The following is a 22,108-nucleotide window of genomic DNA, read 5'->3' as shown; positions in this document are numbered from 1 at the left end:
GGTTCTAATTGGCTGATGAACAATCAGTTTTAACCGTTAGTATCGTAACCCCCGATGGTAACGTCTATGATAATGCCCAAGCCAAAATGTTGATCGTGAAAACGCAACTTGGTCAGCTTGGGATCATGGCGAACCACGTTCCCGTTATTGCCTCATTAGCAGTTGACGAAGCTCGGGTCCAACTTGTCAGTGGTGGAGACGACGATGAAATTGCCGTTAACGGCGGTTTCGTTGAATTCTCTGAAAATGTTGCAACCATTGTCGCTGATACTGCAGAAATGCAGAAGGATATCGATGTCGAACGTGCTCAGAACGCCAAGAAGCGGGCGGAAGCTCACATCAAGGAAGCTCATGAGACCCACGATAGCGATTCATTAGCTCGAGCTGAAGTTGCACTTCGGCGGGCGATTAATCGAATTAACGTTGCTGGCAAGTAATCCTTGCCACGCGAAAAGGGACCAGCGCATTTGCGCTGGTCCCTTTTTGAATTTTACTTACGTTTGTGTCCAGCGTAAGTGTTGGGTGCAGTTTTGAGTGTCGGCTGTTTGTCATTGCTTCGCTCGCCAAAGTCGCACGAAAACCGGCGCTCTCAGGCTACAAAATTCGGCGCCACTTGAACTGTTATTTCCGGGGTTCTTGAAGTTGTAGGAAGTTGTCAACCACGCGCTTTCTGGCCACCACGCCGAATGGTGCTGCGCGAGACTGAGAGCTGCATGCAAGGCGACATCGGTAAACTCGCCAGGCCCGGGCGCCTTCACCGATGTCGCCTTGCACACTGCTCTCAACCCGTCTCGCTCCGCACATTTACGCTGGACGCAAGCGATAGCAAAACGAAAACACGACAGGCAAACTACCAACCTCGATAGTTTACTTGTCGTGTTTTATTGTTAAAGTTATTGTTTTTATTCGAATATCATAATCAATCAAATTTACCATTTCACGAACAAATCACCAAACACTTACGCTAACATGTATGATAGCGCTTTCGATAAATTTGAAAATTAAACCTGATATTTTCAAAAAAATATTCCATAATCAGTTTAAAAAAATTGGTTTACAAGTTCTTCCGTGGTAATGCCCATAATGGGAGTTGCTTGCAAGACAGGGGTTAAAGCAGCCTGAATTGCGGTTGGTGTGTAAGTGACGCCCTGTAAGGTTTGCTCTAGTTGATCAGTCGGTAAATTACTAAAGAAATCGCCGGATAGTTGGACATCTGAGAGTCGTTGGTTGACTAAGTTATAGCGCAACCGCAGTAACCCAGCACCAGTGATGTAGCTGGTATTCGTATGGTCAAATGATCGAGTTGAACCATAAATGACCTTTTGATTATGAAACTGAGTGGCCGCAATTTCAGAAATTCGCGCCTCATCTTCAGCGTTCAGTGACCTTGTTTTTGCCCGGGTTAGCGTAATCAACGCTTGCGTTAACCGGGTAATGAACATCGTTGCCGACCAAGTGGGGCACTGTTCCTTTAAATTAATGGTGCGTTGATGAACGGATTGAATCCGTTTGGCTTTCAACTTAACGGGATCAACTTGAAGTGCTTGTGCCATCCAATCAAGGTTAGAATCGAATAGCAGACTACCATGGTGCAATCGGTAGCCAGGGGTGACATATTGTGCGCTCCCAGATACTTTGCGACCAGCAACCTTTAAATCGTTTCGACTGTCGGTTTGCGCATCAATCCCAATCATTTTTAAGGCTTCACAGACAAGGGTCAACCCAGACGTGAAGTCAATGTCGTGGTGTCGATCTGGTGTGATCAAGGTAAACTGACAGCCACCCTGATCCGTGTAGATGGCACCACCACCGGAGAGTCGACGAACAACGTTGATCTGGTGCTCGGTAATGAAGTCCTGATTGAGCTCAGCCGCGGCTTCTTGGTATTTGCCCAGCATCACCGTTGGGGTGGTTGACCAGACGAGTAAAACGGGTTCTGATGGTCGTTTTTCGGTCATCAAATAGTACTCCAAGGCAAAGTTATGATAAACGTCCAACGACTTGATCGGAATCGTGATCATTTAGTGACCGCTTGAACTGCTTCGAGCTCTTCTCTGGCCTTGTAAGAGCTACGAACAAGTGGGGAGCTGGCAACGAACTTGAAGTGACGTTTCATCGCTTCTTTGTAGTATTGCTGGTAGCGAGACATTGGCACCCATTCGCGTAAGCGGTAGTTCTTTGGGCCTGGTTGAACGTATTGACCAATCGTTAAGAAATCAACGTCAACGGCGCGTAAATCGTCCATGAGTTGGTAAACTTCCTCATCGGTTTCGCCGAGGCCGAGCATGATCCCTGTTTTGACGTACATGTCCTTTGGCGCGTGTTCACGGACGTATTTGAGAACCCCGAGGGAACAATCATAAGTTGCTCGGTTCCGTACTTTAGGCGTGATGGAGCGTACCGTTTCCATGTTGTGGTTAAAGACATCGGGACCGGCAGCAATCACCTTGTCTAAGCAATCTTCGCGACCTTGAAAATCGGGGGTCAGAACTTCAATGGTTGTTTCTGGTGTCAATTCTCGAAGCGCGTTGATCGTGCGAACGAATTGGTCAGCGCCTAGATCTGGTAAGTCATCCCGGTCAGTACTGGTGACGACCACGTGGCTGAGACCGAGTTTTTTGGTGGCCTGAGCGACTCTTAGGGGTTCGAACAGGTCAACTTCCTTGGGGTGGCCGTGAGGGACGTCACAGAAGCGACAAGCCCGGGTACAGTTAGGGCCAAGAATCATGAATGATGCAGTCCCGCTCCCAAAGCATTCGCCTAAGTTAGGACAGTTGGCCTCAGCACAGACGGTGTTTAATTTTAACCCTGAAAGCAGACCGTTCATTTGATCGACCTTCTTTTGGTCGTACGTGACTTTGAGCCAGTCTGGTTTAGGTTGGTGAGTTGGTGTCGATTGTTGCGTTGTCATAGTTAATAGCCTCCAGTGAGTATTGGTTAAGCAACTTCAATAGTTGCAACGAGATCACCGACGTTCGTTGTATCGCCGGTTGCGACTTTTTGATTTTTGAGAATGCCGTCTTCTTGGCTTTCAACTTGACTGATGACCTTGTCCGTTTCAACTTCAAATAGAACGTCACCGGCCTTAACGGTCTCGCCAGGTTGCTTGACCCATTTCCCGAAAAAGTAACTATCGGACTTCGGGCTCAGTTTTGGCATGTGAACTTCTTTTAGCATGTTGATCAGCTCCTGCAAGTGAATAAATTTTGTTGACGCCTAGACTATAACATGTTTTTAGAGATTGTGAAATTAAAGCGGTTATTTCAACGAAAACGCGCTATAAATGCCTATATAACAGCGATTGTGGCTATTTTGTTCAAATCACAAAGTAATTGTTATTCGATATAAAAATGGCATATTAAATATAGCAATATGGAATTGCCAAATTACCCAACTTGCTTACTTTGTGAAACGGCAACCGCCAATCAAAAAATAGAGCGCTAAGTTCGCAATCAAATCAATTTTATGATTATATTAACCATAAGAAAATGATCAACCAGTGACGACTCAAACGGCAATGTTCGGAAATTGACTACCAGGTTCACTAATCGCCTAATAATTGAAAATCAGACTGAAAACAGACAACTGTCCAGTTTAACGCAGATAGTCAATTCAGTGATGAAAATCGTAATATTACAAATGACATAGAATCGGCGACATTGTGAACAAAGTATGCTATATTTTACTGGTAATGTAGAAAGGAAAGTTAATTTATGCGAACAATTGGAGCGCAGGCCCTAATGACGTTAGTGAGTCATTTTGTTTTTATTTTCGTGGCCTTTTGGAGTATTCAAAAATTGCACATTGAAAATTTAATGCGGCTGTATCCTAGTCAAGCGCGAGTCCTAATTGTGATGCTGTCAGTTACGGTAGGGTATACTTGCAGCGAATTTTTCCTAAACTTTATTGATAATGTCCGGAATTTAATTTTTCTGGTTAAATAACCGGAGCTGTGGAGGGAATTCAAGTGGAAAAGATTATTGTTCATGGTGGTAATGAATTAAGAGGATCTGTACATATTGAAGGCGCTAAAAACGCGGTCTTACCAATATTAGCTGCATCGATCCTGGCACAAGAAGACGAAATGGTCTTAACGAACGTTCCAATTCTATCTGACGTTTACACGATGAATAACGTGTTACGTTTCTTAAACGTGGACGTTGATTTTGACGAAGCTGATAACCGAGTTCGCTTGAACGCGGCGAAACAGTTATCGACCCAAGCACCGTTTGAATACGTGTCAAAAATGCGAGCATCGATCGTTGTGATGGGGCCGCTTTTGGCGCGCTACGGTCATGCTCAAGTGGCGATGCCTGGTGGCTGTGCCATTGGTTCGCGGCCAGTTGATCTACATCTCAAGGGTTTTGAAGCCTTGGGCGCAACGATCAACCAGCACGATGGTTACATTGAAGCAACGGCGGATGAATTGATTGGGACTAACATCTATCTTGATTTTCCAAGTGTGGGTGCGACCCAAAACATTATAATGGCCGCAACGATGGCAACCGGGACGACGGTGATTGAAAACGTTGCTCGGGAACCTGAAATCGTGGACCTTGCAAACGTCTTGAACAAAATGGGCGCTAAAGTTCGCGGTGCCGGAACGGAAACGATTCGGATCGAAGGCGTCACTGCTTTACATGGCACGTCACACTACGTTGTTCAAGATCGGATCGAAGCAGGGACCTTCATGGTCGGTGCTGCCTTGACCCATGGTGACGTTTTAGTTGAAAACGCCATTTCAGAACACAACAAGCCCTTGATTTCGAAGTTGGAAGAAATGGGTGTTACCGTCATTGAAAATGAAGCTGGTGTTCGGGTCATTGGACCGAAGGAATTAAAGCCAACGAACGTTAAAACGTTGCCACATCCAGGGTTCCCAACGGATATGCAGCCACAGATGACGGTCTTGCAGTTGGCTGCCAACGGGACAAGTACCTTGACTGAAACGGTGTTTGAAAACCGCTTTATGCACCTTGAAGAGTTACGGCGGATGAACGCTAACTTTAAGGTGGAGGGACGAACGGTTGCCCTGTACGGTCCAACGGAATTTAACGGTGCTGAAGTTGCTGCTACTGATTTACGAGCTGCCGCGGCCTTAGTTTTGGCTGGTTTAGTGGCTAACGGGTATACGCAAGTGACTAACTTGAAGTACCTTGATCGTGGTTATTACCAATTCCACAAAAAGCTCCAAGCACTAGGGGCTGAAGTTGAACGGGTCTCCGTACCTGATCAAGAAGAAATTATTTTAAAGTCGAAAGCAAATGATTGATCGACAGCGTTAGTTTGAAAGTTCGAGCGTGGTCAGCGTTTCTGGCGCCCACGCTCGAACTTTTTTGCTGGCGTTCTTTATCAGATCTAAATACTTATCAACCCCGGGATATGGTATAATTAGCGGTTGAGATATTAAGTTCAGGAGGAATGAAGCAGGATGGCTAAAGATATTGGTATTGACTTAGGAACTGCCAATGTTCTAATTTACGCAGTCGGCAAGGGTATTGTTTTAAATGAGCCGTCAGTGGTCGCAGTTGACACAAAAACGAACCAGGTATTAGCAGTGGGTTCAGAGGCTTACCGGATGGTAGGACGGACTCCTAGTAATATTCGGGCGATCCGACCATTGAAGGATGGGGTTATCTCAGATTTTGATATTACAGAAAGTATGCTGTCGTATTTTATCAGCAAGCTTAACGTTAAGGGCTTTTTGTCTAAGCCTAACATTATGATCTGTGCCCCAACCAACATTACGGAAATTGAACGGCGGGCAATTATTCAAGCTGCTGAAAAATCCGGCGGGGCCAAGGTTTACTTGGAAGAGGAACCTAAAGTGGCTGCCGTTGGCGCGGGGATGGATATCTTCAAACCTCGCGGGAACATGGTGATCGATATTGGTGGTGGGACGAGTGACATTGCCGTCTTATCATTAGGTGACATTGTCGCCAGCAAGTCAGTCCGGGTAGCCGGTGATGAACTGAACGTCAACATTATCAATTACTTGAAGACGGCACATAACCTCCAAGTTGGTGAACGCACGGCTGAAACCATCAAAATCAAGATTGGTTCCGCCTATCTCGAAGAAAACGATACCGATAGTATGGAAGTTCGGGGCCGTGACTCAGTCACCGGGATGCCTCGGTCAATTGAAATTACAGCTGCTGAGATTCAACCTGCAATTGGGGCCATTATGGTTCAAATCGTTGCAGCAGCTAAAGAAGTGCTTGAAACGGTTCCTCCTGAATTGGCTTCCGATATTATTGATCGCGGGATCATGCTTACTGGTGGGGGCGCACTCCTCCGGGGCATTGATAAGCTCTTCATCGAACAGTTAAAAGTGCCCGTCATGATTGCTGAAAGTCCGCTAGATAACGTGGCCAAGGGTGCGGGAATCTTACTCGAGCACATGGACGCCACCTCTAAAAAGCGGAACCGGCGTGACTAAAGGAATTTAAATTTGAAACAATTATTAATGATGCTCGTTCGCGGATATCAACGATGGATCTCACCGTTATTTCCACCATCGTGTCGCTATTCGCCAACGTGTTCACGATATACCCTGATTGCGTTAGAAAAACACGGCGCTGTGAAGGGGACGTTAATGGGGGTTGCGCGCATTATTCGGTGTAACCCGTTCGTCCGGGGTGGGTACGATCCTGTACCCGACCACTTTAGCCTACGACGTAATAAGCAGGCTGAAGCGGAATACCGGCGGCAAATGAACCTGAAGTAGTCCTGGTGACTACTTTTATTTTGGTACCTGCTAATTAAATTAAATGACCTAAAGGAGTTAAGTATGTCCAAGAAAAAACAACCAGTTGAAGTTGCAATTGATGAAATTACGCTTAACGGCGCTGATGCCCTCCAAGTATCCATTAAGGATCAAGTTGTGGGTACGATCCAAACCACTGAAAAGGGTTTTGAAGCCCAAGTTGGTGACGACCGGCCAGTTAAGGTCAAGTCACAAGATGAAGGCGTTGAATATCTGATTCAAGCCTACAATTTACACCATTAATGGCTAACACCGTGAGTGGAGTTTAAAAAACACTAAAGGCCATTCGTTTGGCCATGACTTCTCAACGGTGACCGTTATAATAAAATTGAATAAGAGAGGAGGACGTGATGTGAACGAACGTCGAGAAACAGACGACGGTGAATCACGAATCGATTACGGGGTTATTTTTTGCGTCCTGATGCTGGCATTGATCGGGTTAGCGTCGATTTACGTGGCTGCCTCACATGATTCCAGTGCCACCAGTGTGTGGTCACTGATTTTTTCTCAGTTAGTGTGGTACATTATTGGATCGGTCGCCATTTTGGTGATCATGCAGTTTGATTCCGAACAGCTGTGGAAGGTGGCCCCGATTGCTTACTGGCTGGGGGTATTTCTCCTAGCGGCCGTGCTGGTCTTTTATAGTCGAACCTACGCCGCCTCTACTGGGGCTAAATCGTGGTTTGCGATTGGACCGCTGACGTTTCAGCCATCTGAAGTCATGAAGCCAGCCTTTATTTTGATGCTGGCTCGGGTGGTGAGTGATCATAACCATACGTTCTTCGAGCACACGCTGCACTCCGATTGGCTGCTGCTGGGCAAGTTGATTTTATGGACGTTACCCGTTGCAGTACTGTTGAAGTTGCAAAATGACTTTGGGACGATGCTGGTGTTCTTCGCCATCGTTGGTGGGATTGCCCTGATTTCTGGCATCACGTGGAAAATCATCGTACCAGCAGTTGTCCTCATCGGCGGTGTCGGTGGGACGGCGTTAACGTTAGTCACAACGACTTGGGGTCGAACGATTCTGGAACACATCGGCTTTCAAGCTTACCAATTTTCACGGATTGATACCTGGCTGAACCCGGCAAGTAACACGTCTGATCAGGGTTACCAACTCTGGCAGAGTATGAAGGCGATTGGTTCAGGGGGCGTCTTTGGGACTGGCTTTAACGTCTCGAAGGTGTACGTGCCCGTGCGTGAATCTGATATGATTTTCTCCGTCATTGGCGAAAACTTTGGCTTTATCGGTGGCTGTATCCTGATTCTGTTGTACTTGCTGCTGATTTACCAAATGATTCGGGTGACGTTTGATACCAAGAACGTCTTTTACGCCTATATTTCAACTGGAATTATCATGATGATTTTGTTCCATACCTTTGAAAATATTGGCATGAATATTGGCTTGCTACCACTGACCGGGATTCCCTTACCATTTGTGAGTCAAGGGGGGTCCGCCCTAATTGGGAACATGATTGGGATTGGCTTAATCATGTCGATGCGTTATCATTATAAGAGTTACATGTTTAGTCGTAACGATGACTTCGAATAACGGAGCCAAATAATTGGTATGAGGTGAAAGGTATGAATGAAGCAACTTATTTTTGGACTAAGGAAATCGATGGCAAAACACGTGTTGGTTTAACCAAGGCGGGCCAAGATGAACTTGGGAGCATCAAGTTTGCAAACTTACCAAGCGTCGGGGATCAAGTTACCGCTGGCAAAACGTTAATGAGTGTTGAGGCTGAAAAGGCCGTTTCCGACATTGACAGCCCAGTGAGTGGCAAGATTGTTGCCGTGAACCCACAATTAGATAACGACTTTGACGCGTTGAACGGCGAAGCCGAAGCGGATGCTTGGTTAGTTGATGTTCAACCCGCATAATTGGGATTCCATTAAAATTACCTGTTAATCGGCGCTTGACATTCTCATGTGAGCTAGGTATACTTTGGGCATTGATTCAAAATACTCCGGCAAGATGAGTAGATGTGAACGACCCTCGACAGAGAGTTCCGGTGGCTGAAAAGGAACAGGGTGCGCACGATTGAAGATGGTCTTGTACTAACGGGTGGTGGTGAGCTACGGCAAACCATGACTGGCTAACGTCCAATATCGCGTTGAGTCTTCATTGACTCTTAGAGGTTACGGTTGTGAGACCGTAACGAATTTAAGGTGGTACACGACAAGCTTCGTCCTTAATCAAACCTAGTGTTTGATTGGACGGAGCTTTTTTAGTTAAACGAACGAAGCAGGGGGCAACTTACCGTGATTGAATTTAAAGACGTGACGAAGACGTTTAACACGAAGGAAGGCGATTTAACCGCCGTTTCCGATGTGAACCTCACCATTGAGGATGGTGAAATTTACGGTATCGTGGGTTACTCTGGCGCCGGGAAAAGTACCTTGGTGCGGATGCTCAACGGCCTAGAAACACCAACGACTGGTGAAATTGATATTAACGGCGATAAAATGTCGACCTTGAGTGGGTCGGCACTTCGACAAAAGCGCCAAAAAATTGGCATGATTTTCCAACACTTCAACCTATTGTGGTCACGGACCGTGATTCAAAACATCATGTTTCCGCTGGAAGTTGCGGGGGTACCACGCAAAGAACGGCTTGAAAAAGCACAGAACTTAGTTGAACTGGTTGGATTGAAGGGCCGGGAGCACGCTTACCCATCAGAACTTTCAGGTGGTCAAAAGCAACGGGTTGGGGTTGCCCGGGCGTTGGCCAATGATCCCGAAATTTTGATTTCAGATGAAGCCACGAGCGCCTTGGATCCGCAAACTACGGATGAAGTGCTCGACTTGTTGCTCGAAATCAATAAGCGCTTGAACTTGAGTATCGTCTTGATCACTCATGAAATGCACGCGATTCGCAAAATTTGTGATCACGTTGCCGTCATGGAAGCTGGTCAAGTTGTTGAACAAGGAACCGTATTTGAAGTCTTCCGCAATCCTAAACAAGAGATTACGAAGCGCTTCGTGAACGAAGAAGTTGATCCATCATTGACGGATACCAACATCATCGTGGATGACTTGATCAAGAGCTATCCAAACGGGATGATCATTCAACTGGTCTTCCATGGCGATCAAGCTAAGTTGCCAATCGTGTCAGAAATTATTCATCAATACCCAGAACTTCAAGTTAGCATCATTGAAGGGAGTATTCACCAAACGCAAGAGGGCGCTATTGGGACGCTGTATCTGCAATTAATTGGGGACGCCGATAGTCTAACTGGCGCCACTGAATTGCTGAAGAAGATGCGGGTCGAAACGGAGGTGATCCACCATGACTAATGGTTCATACTTTGCGTTTAAGACGGTTGACTGGGGTGCCATGGGGGCCGCCACTTGGGAGACCATTTGGATGACCATTGTATCCATGATCATGGTTGCCATCTTAGGGTTATTACTTGGATTGTTACTATTCGAAACAACTGGTAACCATAGTGCGGGTGTCCGGGCATTGAACTGGGTCGTCTCATTCTTAGTCAACGTGTTCCGGTCAATTCCATTTATCATCTTGATCATGCTATTATTGCCAATCACCAAAGGACTGGTTGGCACGATTATTGGACCGACTGCCGCACTGCCGTCGTTGGTTGTTTCCGCCGCACCATTTTACGCCCGGATGGTTGAAATTGCGTTCCATGAAATTGATCATGGTGTGATTGAAGCCGCCGATTCAATGGGCGCAACGAAGTGGCAGATCGTTTACAAGGTGTTATTACCCGAAAGCATGCCAGCATTGGTTTCCGGCGCAACCGTCACAACGATTTCACTGATTGGTTACACTGCAATGGCTGGTGCGATTGGTGCCGGTGGGTTAGGGAACCTCGCCTACATTGACGGTTTCCAAGCAAGTAACAATACCATCGTGTTAGTGGCAACCATTATCATCGTGATCATTGTGTTTGCCTTTCAATTCATTGGGGATTTTCTCGTTCGCCGAATCGACAAGCGAACGCTATAAAATTGTTCAACACTATTCTGTGGGAGGAATTAGCTATGAAATTTTCGAAAAAATTATTAGGGATTTTGGGCGTCGCAGCGACGGCCGTTGTATTGGGTGCCTGTGGTAACAGCAAGTCAAGTAGTTCTAAGACAACTACGATCACCGTTGGGGCTTCAGCAGTCCCTCACGCTGAGATTTTGAAGCACGTGCAACCACAATTGAAAAAGGAAGGCGTTAACTTAAAGGTCAAGGTGTTCCAAGACTACGTAATGCCTAACAAGGCTTTAGCTGCTAAGGAATTGGATGCCAACTACTTCCAACACATCCCATTCTTAGCTGAATGGAACAAGGAAAACAAGGGGAGTTTGGTTAGCGCCGGTGGCGTTCACTTGGAACCAATTTCAGCCTACTCCAAGAAAGTTAAGAACTTGAAGGACGTTAAGGATGGCGCAACCATTCTGGTTAGTTCAAACGTTTCTGATTACGGTCGGGTATTGACGATCTTGAAAGATGCCGGTTTGATCAAGATCAAGAAGGGCATTGATATCACTACTGCAACCTTCGCTGATGTCACTTCAAACCCTAAGCACTTGAAGTTCAAGCACAGTTACGAACCAAAATTGATGCCAAGTATCTACAAGAACGGTGAAGGCGACGTGGTCTTCATCAACGCCAACTACGCCGTTCAATCAGGTTTGGATCCTCGTAAGGATGCCATCGTGACTGAAAAGTCGACCTCACCATACGTCAACATCGTTGCTGTACGTAAGGGCGACCAAAAGAAGCCAGCCATCAAGAAGTTGATGAAGGCTTTGCAATCAAAGAGCACACAAAAGTGGATCTACAACCACTACAAGGGTGCCGTATTACCTGCTAAGAGTTACAAATAAGCTTAAGTAAATATGAACACCGCAGATTCTGATCTAGAGTCTGCGGTGTTTTTTGTTGTCTGCTATCGTTTGTGTTCAGCGTAAGTATCTTGCTGTCAGTTTGTGAAGTGCGGTGATTTGCTTGAACTGTCGATTCCGGTAGTCAACTAGGTTCCTGCTGTGGGGCCGGCCTGAGCCAAAGGGCGGTCTCAGCCCTCGAATTGAAGCCTCGCTAAACCCATGCGAGTCTTCAATTCGTCCCCGATGATTGGTGGTTGCTGGAACCCCGCCATCAACCACCAATCATCGCGACACAGCATACACCTAGTTGCCTACCTCCATCTTATCGTGGCGTTCAACTGATGAAGTACAGTATCACTCAATCGTTGACCCGTTGCAGTTACTGAACATTGACCACAATCATTTCTGCAGTTGTCGAGTTACCATCCAACGCCGCTATTACGCACTTTCGTCAACTTCAGAATATTGCAGTTAGCAGTTAAGTTTCTGACAGCGCACTATGTAGCGGGAGGCGGAGGCGCGCGAGGCTCAGCAGTGTCGGTATGACTTAGGCAGTCGTGCCTCGTGGGGTTCGAGGTGCGAGTGCCTTAGTCATACGCGGGTCCGGAGAGATCCGGCATGGAAGTGGTTTTCTTCCATTCCTAGCTCGTAGGCCCGCCACTGCGTTCCAGCCTCGCATAGCGCCGGAGCCTCTCGCGGCATCTTCCCACTATAGAAAACCAGAATCACTTCACAAACTAAACATGCTTACGCTGGACACAAGCGTGAGTAAATTTCTAACTGGATATTGACAATTCAAACCGCTACCTTTATAGTTAGTTACATAAGTAATTAACCAAGTGAGTAACTAAATGGAGGATACAATTATGACGGCACCAATTGTTTCAGTTAAAGCGTTGCGTAAGACGTATGGTAAGCCTGGTGAGAAGCAGTATGAAGCGTTGAAGGGCATCACCTTTGAAGTAGCACCAGGTGAGTTTGTGGGGATCATGGGGGCGTCTGGTTCTGGGAAGACGACGCTACTTAATATTTTGGCAACGTTGGACCAACCAACTAGTGGCGAAGTCTTGATTAACCAGCAAAACGTCGCTAACCTGAAGGGTAATCAAGTTGCCGATTTTCGGGCGCATCAAGTTGGGTTTATTTTCCAAGATTTTAACCTACTAGAGAATTTGACGAATGCCGAAAACATTGCGTTGCCGCTGTCATTACAAAACGTCAGCGCCAAGAAGATTAAGCCTAAGGTTGACCAAGTTGCAAGTCAGTTATCGATTGAAGCGATTTTAGACAAATACCCAACGGAAATCTCCGGTGGGCAAAAACAACGGGTTGCCGCTGCTCGGGCGTTGGTGTCAGAACCAGCAATTTTGTTCGGTGATGAACCAACCGGGGCCTTGGATTCTGGGAGTGCTCGAGACTTACTTGAGATGCTAACCGAAGTTAACCAAGAACAGCACGTTCCCGTATTATTGGTGACCCACGATCCGTTCTCGGCCAGTTATTGCCAACGAATTTTGTTTATCAAAGACGGGCAAATTGGTCAAGAGCTGGTTCGCGGTGAGCAATCACGGCAAGCATTCTATCAATCAATCTTAGACACGTTAGGCACGTTTCAATAGGAGGGATCATTTTGCTGAACAAATTAGCATTTACCGGGATCAAGAGCCGGTTAAAAGATTACGTGGTCCTCTTCTTTGGATTAGTGATCTCGAGTGCGATTTTTTACATGTTTGAAGCATTAGCCACGAATCAGAGTTTTTTGAAGGCCAATGCGCAGGTGACCGGGGCCCAATTTATTTTCCAATTTGGAGCCGTGTTGCTGACGATCATTACGTTAGTGTACATTTTCTACGCCAACTCGTTTTTAATGAGTATGCGGCGGCATGACTATGGGTTGTTCATGATGTTGGGCGCCAAACAGTCCAAAATCGGGCAATTGATTTTAGTTGAAACGATGGTGATCGGAACGATTGCCAGCGTGATCGGTGCCATTGTGGGTTGTGCGCTGACCGGGGTCTTAGGGCCATTTTTGATGACTAAGTTATTGCAGACCCAGTTGCAGCATTTTGCGGCCTTTTACATGCCAGCATTTGTAACGACCATTGTGCTGTACGTCGTGTTGTTCTTCATTGCCGGAATCATCAACCGGATCTCGTTAACGAAGACGCCGGTGCTGTCACTGTTACACGGCGATAGTCAACCAAACCGGCCAACGTTAAAGCCAGTGAGCCAATTGATTCAAGTGATTGTTGGCTTGGGGTTGTTGGCAGTTGGTTACTACGCAATGAGTCACTTGAAGACATTACAGTTGATGGCGATTCCATTAGCGTTAGTCACCATCGTGTTAGGGACTTACTTCCTCTTCAACGCCATTTTCGTATGGTTAGTGGTGTTATTGAAGCGAACCTCATGGGCAACTAAAGGGTTGGGTAACTTTACGTTGGCGCAATTGAGTTTCCGGATTCGAAACTACACGAAAATCTTATCAATTGTTTCGATCCTGTTTGCGTTGGCGTTGGGTGCCATTACAGTAGGGATCGGGATGAACCGTCAAGTGTATATGATGGCTAATACCAACTCAGCTTACACGGCGGCGTTCGTTGATCCGAGTGCCAAGACCCAACAATCAATTGATCAATTGAACTTGAAAACGAAGGCTAAATACGATCAAAAGGAAACCAAAACGACGGTTTACTACAATGCTGAACAGTTAAAACAAACGCCACTTCAAACGAACAAGGGCTTAAACGATATTGGTGGTGCCTCAGATAATCGACAGGCACTGAAAACACCTAAGTTCAGCGGAATTGCGGTTGCTGACTTGCAGCGAGATTCCAGTCCACTTAACATGCTCCAGTCGGGGACCCAACGGCAAAAAATCGCCAAGGTCGTCTCGACCACGAAATTTAAGCAGATTGCCGGCGTGAACCACCAATTAACGGTATTCCGAGTGAAGAACTTAAAGACCAGTCAACCAGCCCTTAAGAAATTGGTTGCTAATGCGGGCATCAAGTCCGTGATGGACCTTCCCGGAAGTTACAGCACATTGGTCATGGGCATCACCTTCTTTGGTGGCTTTGAATTTATGGGCTTCTTCCTCGGCATTGCCTTTCTCGCCATGTTAGCAAGTTGCTTAATGTTCAAGATTTTAAGTGGGGCAGCGAGTGATCAAATTCGTTACCAGATGCTTAATAAGATTGGGACGCGGCAATCCGTTTTACGACGGTCGATCGTAAAAGAAATCTTCGTTCTGTTCATTTTGCCAGCCATCGTTGGGGTCATCCACGTGCTATTTGGCCTGCAGATGTTCAAACTATTAATGGTCGATCCGTACGATCAGCTCTGGTTACCATTTACAATCTTCGGTCTGTTGTATATGATTTACTATGTAATTACCGTTTTACTGTACGAGCATATCGTGTTACCAAAGGTTAAAATCGACCGTTAACGCTAACTGACAGTAAAACCGGGTAAAGTGAGAGATCGGGTGGTGCAAAATGCAGTTTAATTTTGATAGTACTGAACCGTTGTATCTCCAGGTTGCTGAACAGATCGAAGAAGCCATTTTCTTACAGAGCTTTCAAGAGGGTGAACAGGTACCATCTACAACGGAAATTTCCAAACAGTTCCACATTAATCCGGCCACAGTGCTAAAAGGCATGAATATTTTGGTGACGGCGGGATTTTTAGAAAAAAAGCGTGGGCTCGGGATGTTTGTGACGAGCGGCGCGCCTGAAAAGATTCGTGAGAAACGCCAGACGGAATTTTATCACGATTACGTCGTTAATTTAGTGAACGAAGCCAAGAAACTGACGCTAACCGAGACAGCGATTATCGACATGGTGAAGAGGGGGTTTAGTCAATCGTGAAACCAATTGAGATTCAACAGTTAACGAAACGGTTTGGTCAACAATCGGTTTTAGATGGGATCAACCTGACCTTAAAACCAGAAACGATTTATGCGCTACTGGGTCGTAACGGTGCCGGTAAGAGCACGCTGTTTAACATTATTGCGAACCGGATCCCTCAAACGGCGGGGACGGTGACCATTGAGGGCCAGCCAATCAGTAATAATGATCAGGTGTTGAACCGGTTGTACCTGATGAGTGAAGTCAACCTTTATCCACCACGGATGCGGGTTGATGAAGTATTTAAGACGACCGCGGCGTTGTATCAAGGCTTCGATTTTGACTTTGCTGACCGGATGGTGAATGAATTTGGGTTAAATACTAAAACCCGGTTTAATAAGTTATCAACGGGTTACCGGTCAATTTTGAAGTTGATCGTTGCACTGGCTGTCGATGTTGACTACGTGTTTTTAGATGAACCGACTTTGGGGTTAGATGCCAACCATCGGGAGCTGTTCTATAGTCTTTTGATGGAGACCTATGCGGAGCGGCCGCGGACGTTTGTGATTTCAACGCATTTGATTGAAGAAATCGCCAACTTGGTGGAGCAGGTGCTGGTGCTACAGAACGGTCAGCTGACGGTAAACGATACGGCTGAACATCTTAGTCAGTTAGGTCTTGCTGTGACGGGGCCGGTTGCTGATGTGCAGACGTACACGGCGGGCCTAAACGTGATCGGTCACGAAGCGCTGGGCAAATTGCGAGTTGATTACATCTATGGTGAGCTTAATGAGCAACGTGAGATTCCAGACACGGTTTCGATCAGTCACCTTGACCTGCAAAAACTCTTCATCTATTTAACTAGTCAGGAGGTCGTTAACCAGTGAGAGGAAAGGTTGCGTTTACGTACCAGTTAAAAAACTACTTTAAGCAGTTGGGGTGGACCTATCTCTGGGCGTTTTGCTTGATAGCGGTACTTCCGTTTGTGTTATCCGTCCTGTTAGGACAAGCCCACGTTTATTCGTTCACTGATTACCTCCCATCTGAGTTAACGTCAATGGTCTTAGGGTTGTTTGTGTTCGTGTCGGGGGCGATTACCTATGATGGCTTTAAGCTGTTTATTCAAAACGGGATTGGTCGGCGGACGTACTTTAAGACGAAGGTTGCCGCACTTGGTGTGATTATTTTGGCGGGAGAAGCCATTAATTTGATTTATGGGGCCGTGTTTCAGGCGTGGTTGACACCAAACGGGCCTTACTTGATGGGCTTTTCGAGTCTGTACGGTCACTACTTTGGTAACTCGGTTGCGGATATTTTATCGGTCTTGCTGATTACGTTACTTTTCATTGCGTGTGTCGCGGTAACGGGTATGGTGATTGGCGGCGTTTTAGGGCAGTTTAGCCGGCGTGGTCAAATCATTATGATCGTTGCAGTGCCGATTTTGATGATTATTTTGCTCTTTGTGCTGATCTTGTTAAATCAGCAAAGTAGCCTTAAACTCACATGGTTGGGGAACCTGTTATTATTAATGGTTGGTGCGCAACCAGACTTAAAGCTAGGTCACATGATTGCGTATGCGCCGATGATTTCGGGGAGTATTTACACGATCGTCATGTTAGCCATCGCGTATCGGTTAACACTTCGGCTTCGAATCCCGCGGTAATTTAAAATCGAGAAGGGTCCCTTGGTGTCGGTTGGTTGGCATTAAGGGACCCTTTGAACTTTAAAGGTTAAAATGGCGTGAGGTAACGGTGAGTTCGGTCATACCGCTTCTCTCACCGGTCTAATCATGCTAGAATAAGACTAATAGTTTGGGAAACGGAGCGAATTTGAGTGAATGTAGATAATCAAATCGATGAATTAAGAGCGCAGTTAGTCACGCTACGAGAAGAAGTGAACGCTGGCAAACGGTATCAATCGTTAGGGCAACGCTTTGAGCAGTTGTTGGATTCAGTACCGACTGAACCTGCCACGGCGGTCAACTTACCGGATGACGATGATGGTATTCGAGCACTGCTGTTACAGCTAAACGGGCAGATCCAAGATGAAACGTTGCAAAACGTTCAGGATGCTGACGTCATGAAGCTGGTGCAACATATTGGCTCAACCGATGCCCGGATTCGGGATAAAGGGGTGTACTTTCTCTTTAACGACCTGATTCAGCAGCGACTACTGTCTAATTCGCAGATGCTGATGCTGGTACGCTACTTATTGGGCGACACGGTGCTATTTGCGCACATTTTAGAGCCTGAAAATGACGCCGTTTATCGCCGGTCATTTGCGGTGCTCCTCTTATCGGTGTTGCTTTACGCCGACCGGGCCGGGTATCACTTCTTGACGGATGAGTTGGTCAACCAGGTTGTGGATCAATTAGCGCTGTACATCCTCTTAGAAACGGATACCCGCGGCTTTATTGGTCAAAACGGTTGGGCACACACCTATACGCATATTGGTAATTTACTAGACGAGTTATCTGAACGTGAGCGCTTAACGCGAGCGGATAAGCTCTTTTTAATGGCCCTGTTGATCGAACGCTACAAGAAGCTAAATGGTGCCTTGATTTTTGGCGAACCACAGCGATTGGCCGGGTACCTTGCTCGAATCACTAACAAGAATCAACTTTACGCTGACTACTTATTAACTCAGTTGAAGCGGTGGCGACAACAGCTCGTGGTGATTCAATCGGAGGAGAGTCAGTCTGGCTGGAACCGCATCTATAATCGGGGACGGTTGATTGAAGCAATGATCATCCGGCACGATTTTAACCGAAAGATCATGCAGTATTTAACGTCCGTAATTGACTTTTTAGCGTAACGGTAAAGGATGGGTGACCGGAATGGTGACTCGTCTTTTTATCATTTTGGCGACTTGAGCTGACACTGAAAGGCAATGTTCGTGATGAGCGAGGGGAAGATGAGGCAAATTAATTATTATCGACGATTATTCCAGACAAGTTATCAATTATTAAAAATTAGAGCCGTCAACTTAGGCTGGCTCGTCCTATTAGCGGTATTAGTGTCACTACAAACGATGATGCTTAACAGCGGTTTGGCTGGTGTAAAATTGGTTTTAGCTGGGCTGTTTTTGATTGGCTTACCGTTTGAATTAACGTTGGTGTTAACCGCATTATCTGTGGACCAAGCGACGGTAAATCAAACTGATTTATTGATTCTTAACGCGTGGCAACGATTTAAGCGGCTTTGGCCGATGTTATTTGGGATGGAACTCCTTTTGATCCTCGTCTGGTTACCGTTTGGGGCTGCCGGGTTTTCAGCCGCGATTATTAACCTGTTCACGCTGCCAACTCATCTAGTTGATTTCGTTGTGTTGCAACGCCGAATTGTTGCGGTTGGCTTGGTCATTGTGTATGTTGGCATTGTTATTGGCTTTATGGCGGTCTTGCGCCAACTTGTGCGTCATTTTTGCACTGTCTCAACCGTTAAGTGGTGGCAGTTACTGGGACGCTTTTGGCGACCATTTTTAAGCTTGTGGCTTCCATTGGTGATTATTGATCGGTTAGTTGTGTGGGGGTATCGAACAGTTGCGCTTTCACTATCGCATACCGTTAATCACGTGGTGGGGTTAATTTTGATGATTATCCTTGTGGCATTATCGCTTGTCATTTTGAGCGGCCTTTTGTTTGCCTTGGTGTGGGAGGCGCTTGATCAGCCTGCATTTTTACCGCATTTTGACGATAGCGATGACGCGTTGCATACGATGGCGTGGTTTCCAACTGGGTTAGTGGTGTTGCTGATCGCAATGTTTAGCTTTCAGGCCTTTAACGTTGGGGGTGTTGCAGCACCAGCGGTTACGGTTGCTCATCGCGGCGTGGTTGGTCATAACGGTGTGCCAAATTCGATTGCGGCACTTCAACAAACGGTTAAGCATCATCCCAATTTCGTGGAGATCGATGTTCAAGAAACTGCGGATGGTCAGTTTGTTGTGAGCCACGATCAGCGCATTAAGCCTAAACAAGCCGCTGGGTCGCGTAGCATCCAAAAGTTGACCTATTCCCACCTTGCAAAGGAAAACGTCGTGGTGAATGGTAAATCGGCTAAATTAGCAACGTTAGCTAGTTACTTGAAGGCGGCTAAGGCAGCACAACAGCGAGTGATGGTGGAAATTAAAGTCACGCCGCAAGATTCTAACGATATGGTACGGCGGTTTGTTTCTCAGTATGGGAACCGGTTAATTGCGCAACATGCGCTGATCCATACGATGAGTTATCAGACGGTTTTGGCACTGAAACAGCAAAATGCGAATTTGATTGTCGGCTATATTTTACCCGCTGATTTTTACTCACTGCAGGTGATTGGGTTAAATCAAGCGATGGTGAAACAGGCGCATTCAATTGGGGCACCGGTATTCACGTGGACGCCAGACAAGGTTCATCAGATGCAGATGATGCGGGTATTGGGAACGGATGGCCAAATTACGAACCGGGTCGATCGACTACAGCAAGTTAATCGCCAGTCAATTGACCGGTATAGTTGGGCAATTTTACAAAATGCTTTGAATCAGTTGATCTAGCGATGTCGTAGGTAACCTTACGAAGGAGTTGATCAATATGAGTCATCGATGTCAGTGGGCTGAAAAGAGTCCACAGCTATTGAGATATCACGATTTAGAGTGGGGCGTGCCGGTACGAGATGAACGGCAGTTATTCGAAAACTTAGCACTGGAAGTCTTTCAGGCTGGATTGAACTGGCAGGTTATCTTGCGTTATCGACCAGCACTTAAAGCTGCGTTCGCTCAATTTGATGCTGAACGAATCGCCCACTTTACGGTGCCGCAAATTAAAGCGCTTTATACCGATCCGACGATTATTCGAAATCGGGCTAAGATTGATGCGGTGATTGAAAACGCTCGGGTGCTAACCGGCTTACATGATTTAGGGTGGCAGCTAAGTGAAACATTGTGGCAGCAGGTCAATCAAACCCCGTTAGATCATCAATTGCGTGAGGGTGACGTGCTCCAGCCGGGGTGGTTTGTGGCTGATTTGGTCCAGACATTGAAGCAACTTGGTTTCAAACGAATTGGACCGAAGACCTGCTATGCGTTATTGCAAGCTTCTGGGATGGTGAATGATCATTTGCAGTCCTGTTTTCGGCATGATGAAGTTTCTGGTGTTCGGCCGGATACTGGGTTTGAAGTGGTTCCTTAGTTGGATATTTTAGAGCAGTTCACAGCGCAATGTTGTGGGCTGCTTTTTTTGTTGTCGTTTGTGTCCAGCGATAGTGTGCGGAGCGAGACGGGTTGAGAGCAGTGTGCAAGGCGACATCGGTGAAGGCGCCCGGGCCTGGCGGGTTTACTGATGTCGCCTTGCATGCAGCTCTCAGTCTCGCGCAGCACCATTCGGCGCGGTGGCCAGAAAGCACGTGGTTGACAAGTTCCTGCAATGTCAGGAACCCTGAAAATAACAGTTTAAGTGGCGCCGAATTTTGTTGACTGAGAGCGCCGGTTTTCATGCGGCTTTGGCGAGCGAAGCGACGACAAACAGCCAACACCCAAATCGCACCCAACACTTACACTGGACACAAACGTAAGCAAACAACAGCACAAAAAAGCCTCACTACGAATAAATAATCGCAGTGAGACTTTTCATCACTAATTAACGCTAAAATAATTCAAAAATTAAAGATTAATCTCGTTTAGCCAGTTGTTTAGCTGGCTTGTTTTGAAGATCGGTCCGAACGACGAGGACGTCGCAAACGGCAGTCCGGGTAACGTATTCGGTAACTGACCCGATCAAGAGACGTTCAACGGCGTTTAAGCCAGTTGCACCGATCATAATGAGGTCGATATCGAGCTTTTTAGGCATATCGCGCGCAATGATGGTCTTGGGTGCACCGTATTCAATCGAGTAGTCAACGCTGGTAACCCCATCGTCTTTAGCTTGTTGAATGTACTTGTCCAAAGTCTTCTTGGCCGTATCGGTCACTTCTTCAACCATCGTTGTATCGAAACTCGAGATGTTTTGGAAGGCCCGGGTATCCACAACGTGAACTAAGTGTAAATCGGCGTCGTTTCGTTTGGCAACGGCAACCGCTTTCTCAAAGGCTAATTCTGCTTCGTATGATCCATCAACGGGAACTAAGATGTGATTGTATTGTTGTAGCATAATGACTCACCTCTCTCTACTTGTTACCTCTATTTTACGTTATTTTCAGCAAAATAAAAAGTAAAAGGCGAATCCGGTTACAAGTTTATTTTTTCAGGTTCTTTGGGAAGAAGGTGATCAGCATGAGCTGGATCCCGACCACGTCAAGCACAACGATCAATAAGCTGATTGAAATAAAGATATCATTTTGAGAAATCGTTGCCGCTGCGGCAATTAAGCCGGCGATGATCAGGGAGACACCACTGAATTTAACAACGCCTGAGAGGTTCGGGTTGCTTTCGGGGTGAAAGACCAGAAAGGGTTTGTGTAGGTGACGCAGGAAGAACCCGCCAACAAAGAGGGCGAGACAAACAAAGATGACCATTAAAATGTTGATTACCAAAACAAAATACCTCCAGTAGGGCGGAAGGCTCCGCGCTAACTCATTTTCAATATAAAAAAAGCTGACTCACAAGGTGTAAGCCAGCTCTCAAAACGTTGCCGTTTTGAAAGATCTAATAGTGCCGTTAATTTGCCCGATAGGTT

At 46.4% G+C, this 22,108-nt stretch carries 24 protein-coding genes; 19 read left to right on the top strand and 5 right to left on the bottom strand.

The genetic code is table 11. The annotated features are described in order from the left end of the window. Positions 1 to 8 precede the first annotated feature (8 nt). Entirely contained in the window at positions 9 to 437 is a 429-nt protein-coding gene (locus ACYVR3_RS10765; protein ID WP_461244250.1) for a F0F1 ATP synthase subunit epsilon, read from the top strand. Between the two features lie 603 nt (positions 438 to 1,040). On the opposite strand, the gene ACYVR3_RS10760 is transcribed toward ACYVR3_RS10765, so the two are convergent. Genes ACYVR3_RS10760 through ACYVR3_RS10750 form a run of 3 tightly spaced genes read right to left on the bottom strand, consistent with a single transcriptional unit; the run spans position 1,041 to position 3,177 of the window. Further along, positions 1,041 to 2,021 (bottom strand): lipoate--protein ligase, encoded by a 981-nt coding sequence (locus ACYVR3_RS10760; protein ID WP_461244249.1) that lies wholly within the window; start codon positions 2,019 to 2,021, stop codon positions 1,041 to 1,043. Then, positions 2,018 to 2,911: a lipoyl synthase gene (gene lipA / locus ACYVR3_RS10755; RefSeq protein ID WP_461244248.1), complete on the bottom strand. Its 894-nt coding sequence runs from the start codon at positions 2,909 to 2,911 to the stop codon at positions 2,018 to 2,020. Before lipA ends, ACYVR3_RS10760 begins: the two co-directional genes overlap by 4 nt. Before the next feature lie 26 nt (positions 2,912 to 2,937). Continuing rightward, positions 2,938 to 3,177: a biotin/lipoyl-containing protein gene (locus tag ACYVR3_RS10750; protein WP_054736123.1), complete on the bottom strand. Its 240-nt coding sequence runs from the start codon at positions 3,175 to 3,177 to the stop codon at positions 2,938 to 2,940. 536 nt (positions 3,178 to 3,713) lie between these two features. Between ACYVR3_RS10750 and ACYVR3_RS10745 the strand changes: the two genes are divergently transcribed. The 18 genes from ACYVR3_RS10745 to ACYVR3_RS10660 all read left to right on the top strand — a co-directional run bounded on the left by ACYVR3_RS10745 (position 3,714) and on the right by ACYVR3_RS10660 (position 20,626). Then, on the top strand, positions 3,714 to 3,944 hold the full coding sequence (locus tag ACYVR3_RS10745; RefSeq protein WP_054736124.1) for a DUF1146 family protein: 231 nt from the start codon (positions 3,714 to 3,716) through the stop codon (positions 3,942 to 3,944). 23 nt (positions 3,945 to 3,967) lie between these two features. Further along, the gene (gene murA, locus ACYVR3_RS10740; RefSeq protein ID WP_461244247.1) at positions 3,968 to 5,272 is read left to right on the top strand and encodes a UDP-N-acetylglucosamine 1-carboxyvinyltransferase; all 1,305 of its coding nucleotides are present in this window, start codon (positions 3,968 to 3,970) and stop codon (positions 5,270 to 5,272) included. 159 nt (positions 5,273 to 5,431) lie between these two features. Beyond that, positions 5,432 to 6,439, top strand: coding sequence for a rod shape-determining protein MreB (gene mreB / locus ACYVR3_RS10735; protein ID WP_461244246.1), 1,008 nt, complete (start codon positions 5,432 to 5,434; stop codon positions 6,437 to 6,439). Between the two features lie 27 nt (positions 6,440 to 6,466). Next, a complete protein-coding gene (gene yidD / locus ACYVR3_RS10730; RefSeq protein WP_420852589.1) occupies positions 6,467 to 6,727 on the top strand; it encodes a membrane protein insertion efficiency factor YidD in 261 nt (86 codons plus the stop codon). A gap of 63 nt (positions 6,728 to 6,790) precedes the next feature. Continuing rightward, the gene (locus ACYVR3_RS10725; protein WP_054736128.1) at positions 6,791 to 7,009 is read left to right on the top strand and encodes a DUF2969 domain-containing protein; all 219 of its coding nucleotides are present in this window, start codon (positions 6,791 to 6,793) and stop codon (positions 7,007 to 7,009) included. Between the two features lie 109 nt (positions 7,010 to 7,118). After that, positions 7,119 to 8,318: an FtsW/RodA/SpoVE family cell cycle protein gene (locus ACYVR3_RS10720; protein WP_057152319.1), complete on the top strand. Its 1,200-nt coding sequence runs from the start codon at positions 7,119 to 7,121 to the stop codon at positions 8,316 to 8,318. A 32-nt stretch (positions 8,319 to 8,350) separates the two neighbouring features. Next, the gene (locus tag ACYVR3_RS10715) at positions 8,351 to 8,650 is read left to right on the top strand and encodes a glycine cleavage system H family protein (RefSeq protein WP_054736131.1); all 300 of its coding nucleotides are present in this window, start codon (positions 8,351 to 8,353) and stop codon (positions 8,648 to 8,650) included. Positions 8,651 to 9,031: 381 nt separating this feature from the next. Further along, positions 9,032 to 10,066, top strand: coding sequence for a methionine ABC transporter ATP-binding protein (locus ACYVR3_RS10710; protein ID WP_054736133.1), 1,035 nt, complete (start codon positions 9,032 to 9,034; stop codon positions 10,064 to 10,066). Beyond that, positions 10,059 to 10,742: a methionine ABC transporter permease gene (locus ACYVR3_RS10705; RefSeq protein WP_054736135.1), complete on the top strand. Its 684-nt coding sequence runs from the start codon at positions 10,059 to 10,061 to the stop codon at positions 10,740 to 10,742. Before ACYVR3_RS10710 ends, ACYVR3_RS10705 begins: the two co-directional genes overlap by 8 nt. 35 nt (positions 10,743 to 10,777) lie before the next feature. Next, entirely contained in the window at positions 10,778 to 11,614 is an 837-nt protein-coding gene (locus tag ACYVR3_RS10700; protein ID WP_461244245.1) for a MetQ/NlpA family ABC transporter substrate-binding protein, read from the top strand. Between the two features lie 866 nt (positions 11,615 to 12,480). Beyond that, entirely contained in the window at positions 12,481 to 13,233 is a 753-nt protein-coding gene (locus tag ACYVR3_RS10695; protein ID WP_054736139.1) for an ABC transporter ATP-binding protein, read from the top strand. Positions 13,234 to 13,244: 11 nt separating this feature from the next. Further along, positions 13,245 to 15,062 (top strand): FtsX-like permease family protein, encoded by a 1,818-nt coding sequence (locus ACYVR3_RS10690; RefSeq protein WP_461244244.1) that lies wholly within the window; start codon positions 13,245 to 13,247, stop codon positions 15,060 to 15,062. Positions 15,063 to 15,111: 49 nt separating this feature from the next. Beyond that, on the top strand, positions 15,112 to 15,483 hold the full coding sequence (locus ACYVR3_RS10685) for a GntR family transcriptional regulator (protein ID WP_054736143.1): 372 nt from the start codon (positions 15,112 to 15,114) through the stop codon (positions 15,481 to 15,483). Continuing rightward, positions 15,480 to 16,349, top strand: coding sequence for an ABC transporter ATP-binding protein (locus ACYVR3_RS10680; protein WP_461244243.1), 870 nt, complete (start codon positions 15,480 to 15,482; stop codon positions 16,347 to 16,349). The genes ACYVR3_RS10685 and ACYVR3_RS10680 overlap by 4 nt, the downstream gene beginning before the upstream one ends. Continuing rightward, entirely contained in the window at positions 16,346 to 17,125 is a 780-nt protein-coding gene (locus ACYVR3_RS10675) for a hypothetical protein (RefSeq protein ID WP_461244242.1), read from the top strand. The genes ACYVR3_RS10680 and ACYVR3_RS10675 overlap by 4 nt, the downstream gene beginning before the upstream one ends. A 170-nt stretch (positions 17,126 to 17,295) precedes the next feature. After that, positions 17,296 to 18,276, top strand: a complete 981-nt coding sequence (locus ACYVR3_RS10670) for a DUF2785 domain-containing protein (protein WP_461244241.1) — start codon at positions 17,296 to 17,298, stop codon at positions 18,274 to 18,276. A gap of 99 nt (positions 18,277 to 18,375) precedes the next feature. Further along, positions 18,376 to 19,992 (top strand): glycerophosphodiester phosphodiesterase family protein, encoded by a 1,617-nt coding sequence (locus ACYVR3_RS10665; RefSeq protein WP_461244240.1) that lies wholly within the window; start codon positions 18,376 to 18,378, stop codon positions 19,990 to 19,992. Between the two features lie 37 nt (positions 19,993 to 20,029). Beyond that, positions 20,030 to 20,626, top strand: a complete 597-nt coding sequence (locus tag ACYVR3_RS10660; protein WP_461244239.1) for a DNA-3-methyladenine glycosylase I — start codon at positions 20,030 to 20,032, stop codon at positions 20,624 to 20,626. Between the two features lie 477 nt (positions 20,627 to 21,103). Here ACYVR3_RS10660 and ACYVR3_RS10655 read toward each other — a convergent pair whose 3' ends face one another. Both ACYVR3_RS10655 and ACYVR3_RS10650 read right to left on the bottom strand, forming a co-directional pair. Then, entirely contained in the window at positions 21,104 to 21,583 is a 480-nt protein-coding gene (locus ACYVR3_RS10655) for a universal stress protein (protein ID WP_461244238.1), read from the bottom strand. A gap of 85 nt (positions 21,584 to 21,668) precedes the next feature. Then, entirely contained in the window at positions 21,669 to 21,965 is a 297-nt protein-coding gene (locus ACYVR3_RS10650; protein ID WP_461244237.1) for a hypothetical protein, read from the bottom strand. Positions 21,966 to 22,108 lie beyond the last annotated feature (143 nt).

Source organism: Secundilactobacillus muriivasis, assembly GCF_054785195.1.
The sequence above is the reverse complement of the archived record's forward strand: the minus strand, read 5'-3'. Positions and strand labels throughout refer to the sequence as shown.

What these genes read in the sequence shown, in the direction of transcription:
- ACYVR3_RS10760 (WP_461244249.1), bottom strand. Translation starts at nt 2,021, where the DNA reads ATGATCACGATTCCGATCAAGTCGTTGGACGTTTATCATAACTTTGCC.
- lipA (WP_461244248.1), bottom strand. Translation starts at nt 2,911, where the DNA reads ATGACAACGCAACAATCGACACCAACTCACCAACCTAAACCAGACTGG.
- ACYVR3_RS10750 (WP_054736123.1), bottom strand. Translation starts at nt 3,177, where the DNA reads ATGCTAAAAGAAGTTCACATGCCAAAACTGAGCCCGAAGTCCGATAGT.
- ACYVR3_RS10745 (WP_054736124.1), top strand. Translation starts at nt 3,714, where the DNA reads ATGCGAACAATTGGAGCGCAGGCCCTAATGACGTTAGTGAGTCATTTT.
- mreB (WP_461244246.1), top strand. Translation starts at nt 5,432, where the DNA reads ATGGCTAAAGATATTGGTATTGACTTAGGAACTGCCAATGTTCTAATT.
- yidD (WP_420852589.1), top strand. Translation starts at nt 6,467, where the DNA reads ATGATGCTCGTTCGCGGATATCAACGATGGATCTCACCGTTATTTCCA.
- ACYVR3_RS10725 (WP_054736128.1), top strand. Translation starts at nt 6,791, where the DNA reads ATGTCCAAGAAAAAACAACCAGTTGAAGTTGCAATTGATGAAATTACG.
- ACYVR3_RS10715 (WP_054736131.1), top strand. Translation starts at nt 8,351, where the DNA reads ATGAATGAAGCAACTTATTTTTGGACTAAGGAAATCGATGGCAAAACA.
- ACYVR3_RS10705 (WP_054736135.1), top strand. Translation starts at nt 10,059, where the DNA reads ATGACTAATGGTTCATACTTTGCGTTTAAGACGGTTGACTGGGGTGCC.
- ACYVR3_RS10700 (WP_461244245.1), top strand. Translation starts at nt 10,778, where the DNA reads ATGAAATTTTCGAAAAAATTATTAGGGATTTTGGGCGTCGCAGCGACG.
- ACYVR3_RS10695 (WP_054736139.1), top strand. Translation starts at nt 12,481, where the DNA reads ATGACGGCACCAATTGTTTCAGTTAAAGCGTTGCGTAAGACGTATGGT.
- ACYVR3_RS10685 (WP_054736143.1), top strand. Translation starts at nt 15,112, where the DNA reads ATGCAGTTTAATTTTGATAGTACTGAACCGTTGTATCTCCAGGTTGCT.
- ACYVR3_RS10665 (WP_461244240.1), top strand. Translation starts at nt 18,376, where the DNA reads ATGAGGCAAATTAATTATTATCGACGATTATTCCAGACAAGTTATCAA.
- ACYVR3_RS10660 (WP_461244239.1), top strand. Translation starts at nt 20,030, where the DNA reads ATGAGTCATCGATGTCAGTGGGCTGAAAAGAGTCCACAGCTATTGAGA.
- ACYVR3_RS10655 (WP_461244238.1), bottom strand. Translation starts at nt 21,583, where the DNA reads ATGCTACAACAATACAATCACATCTTAGTTCCCGTTGATGGATCATAC.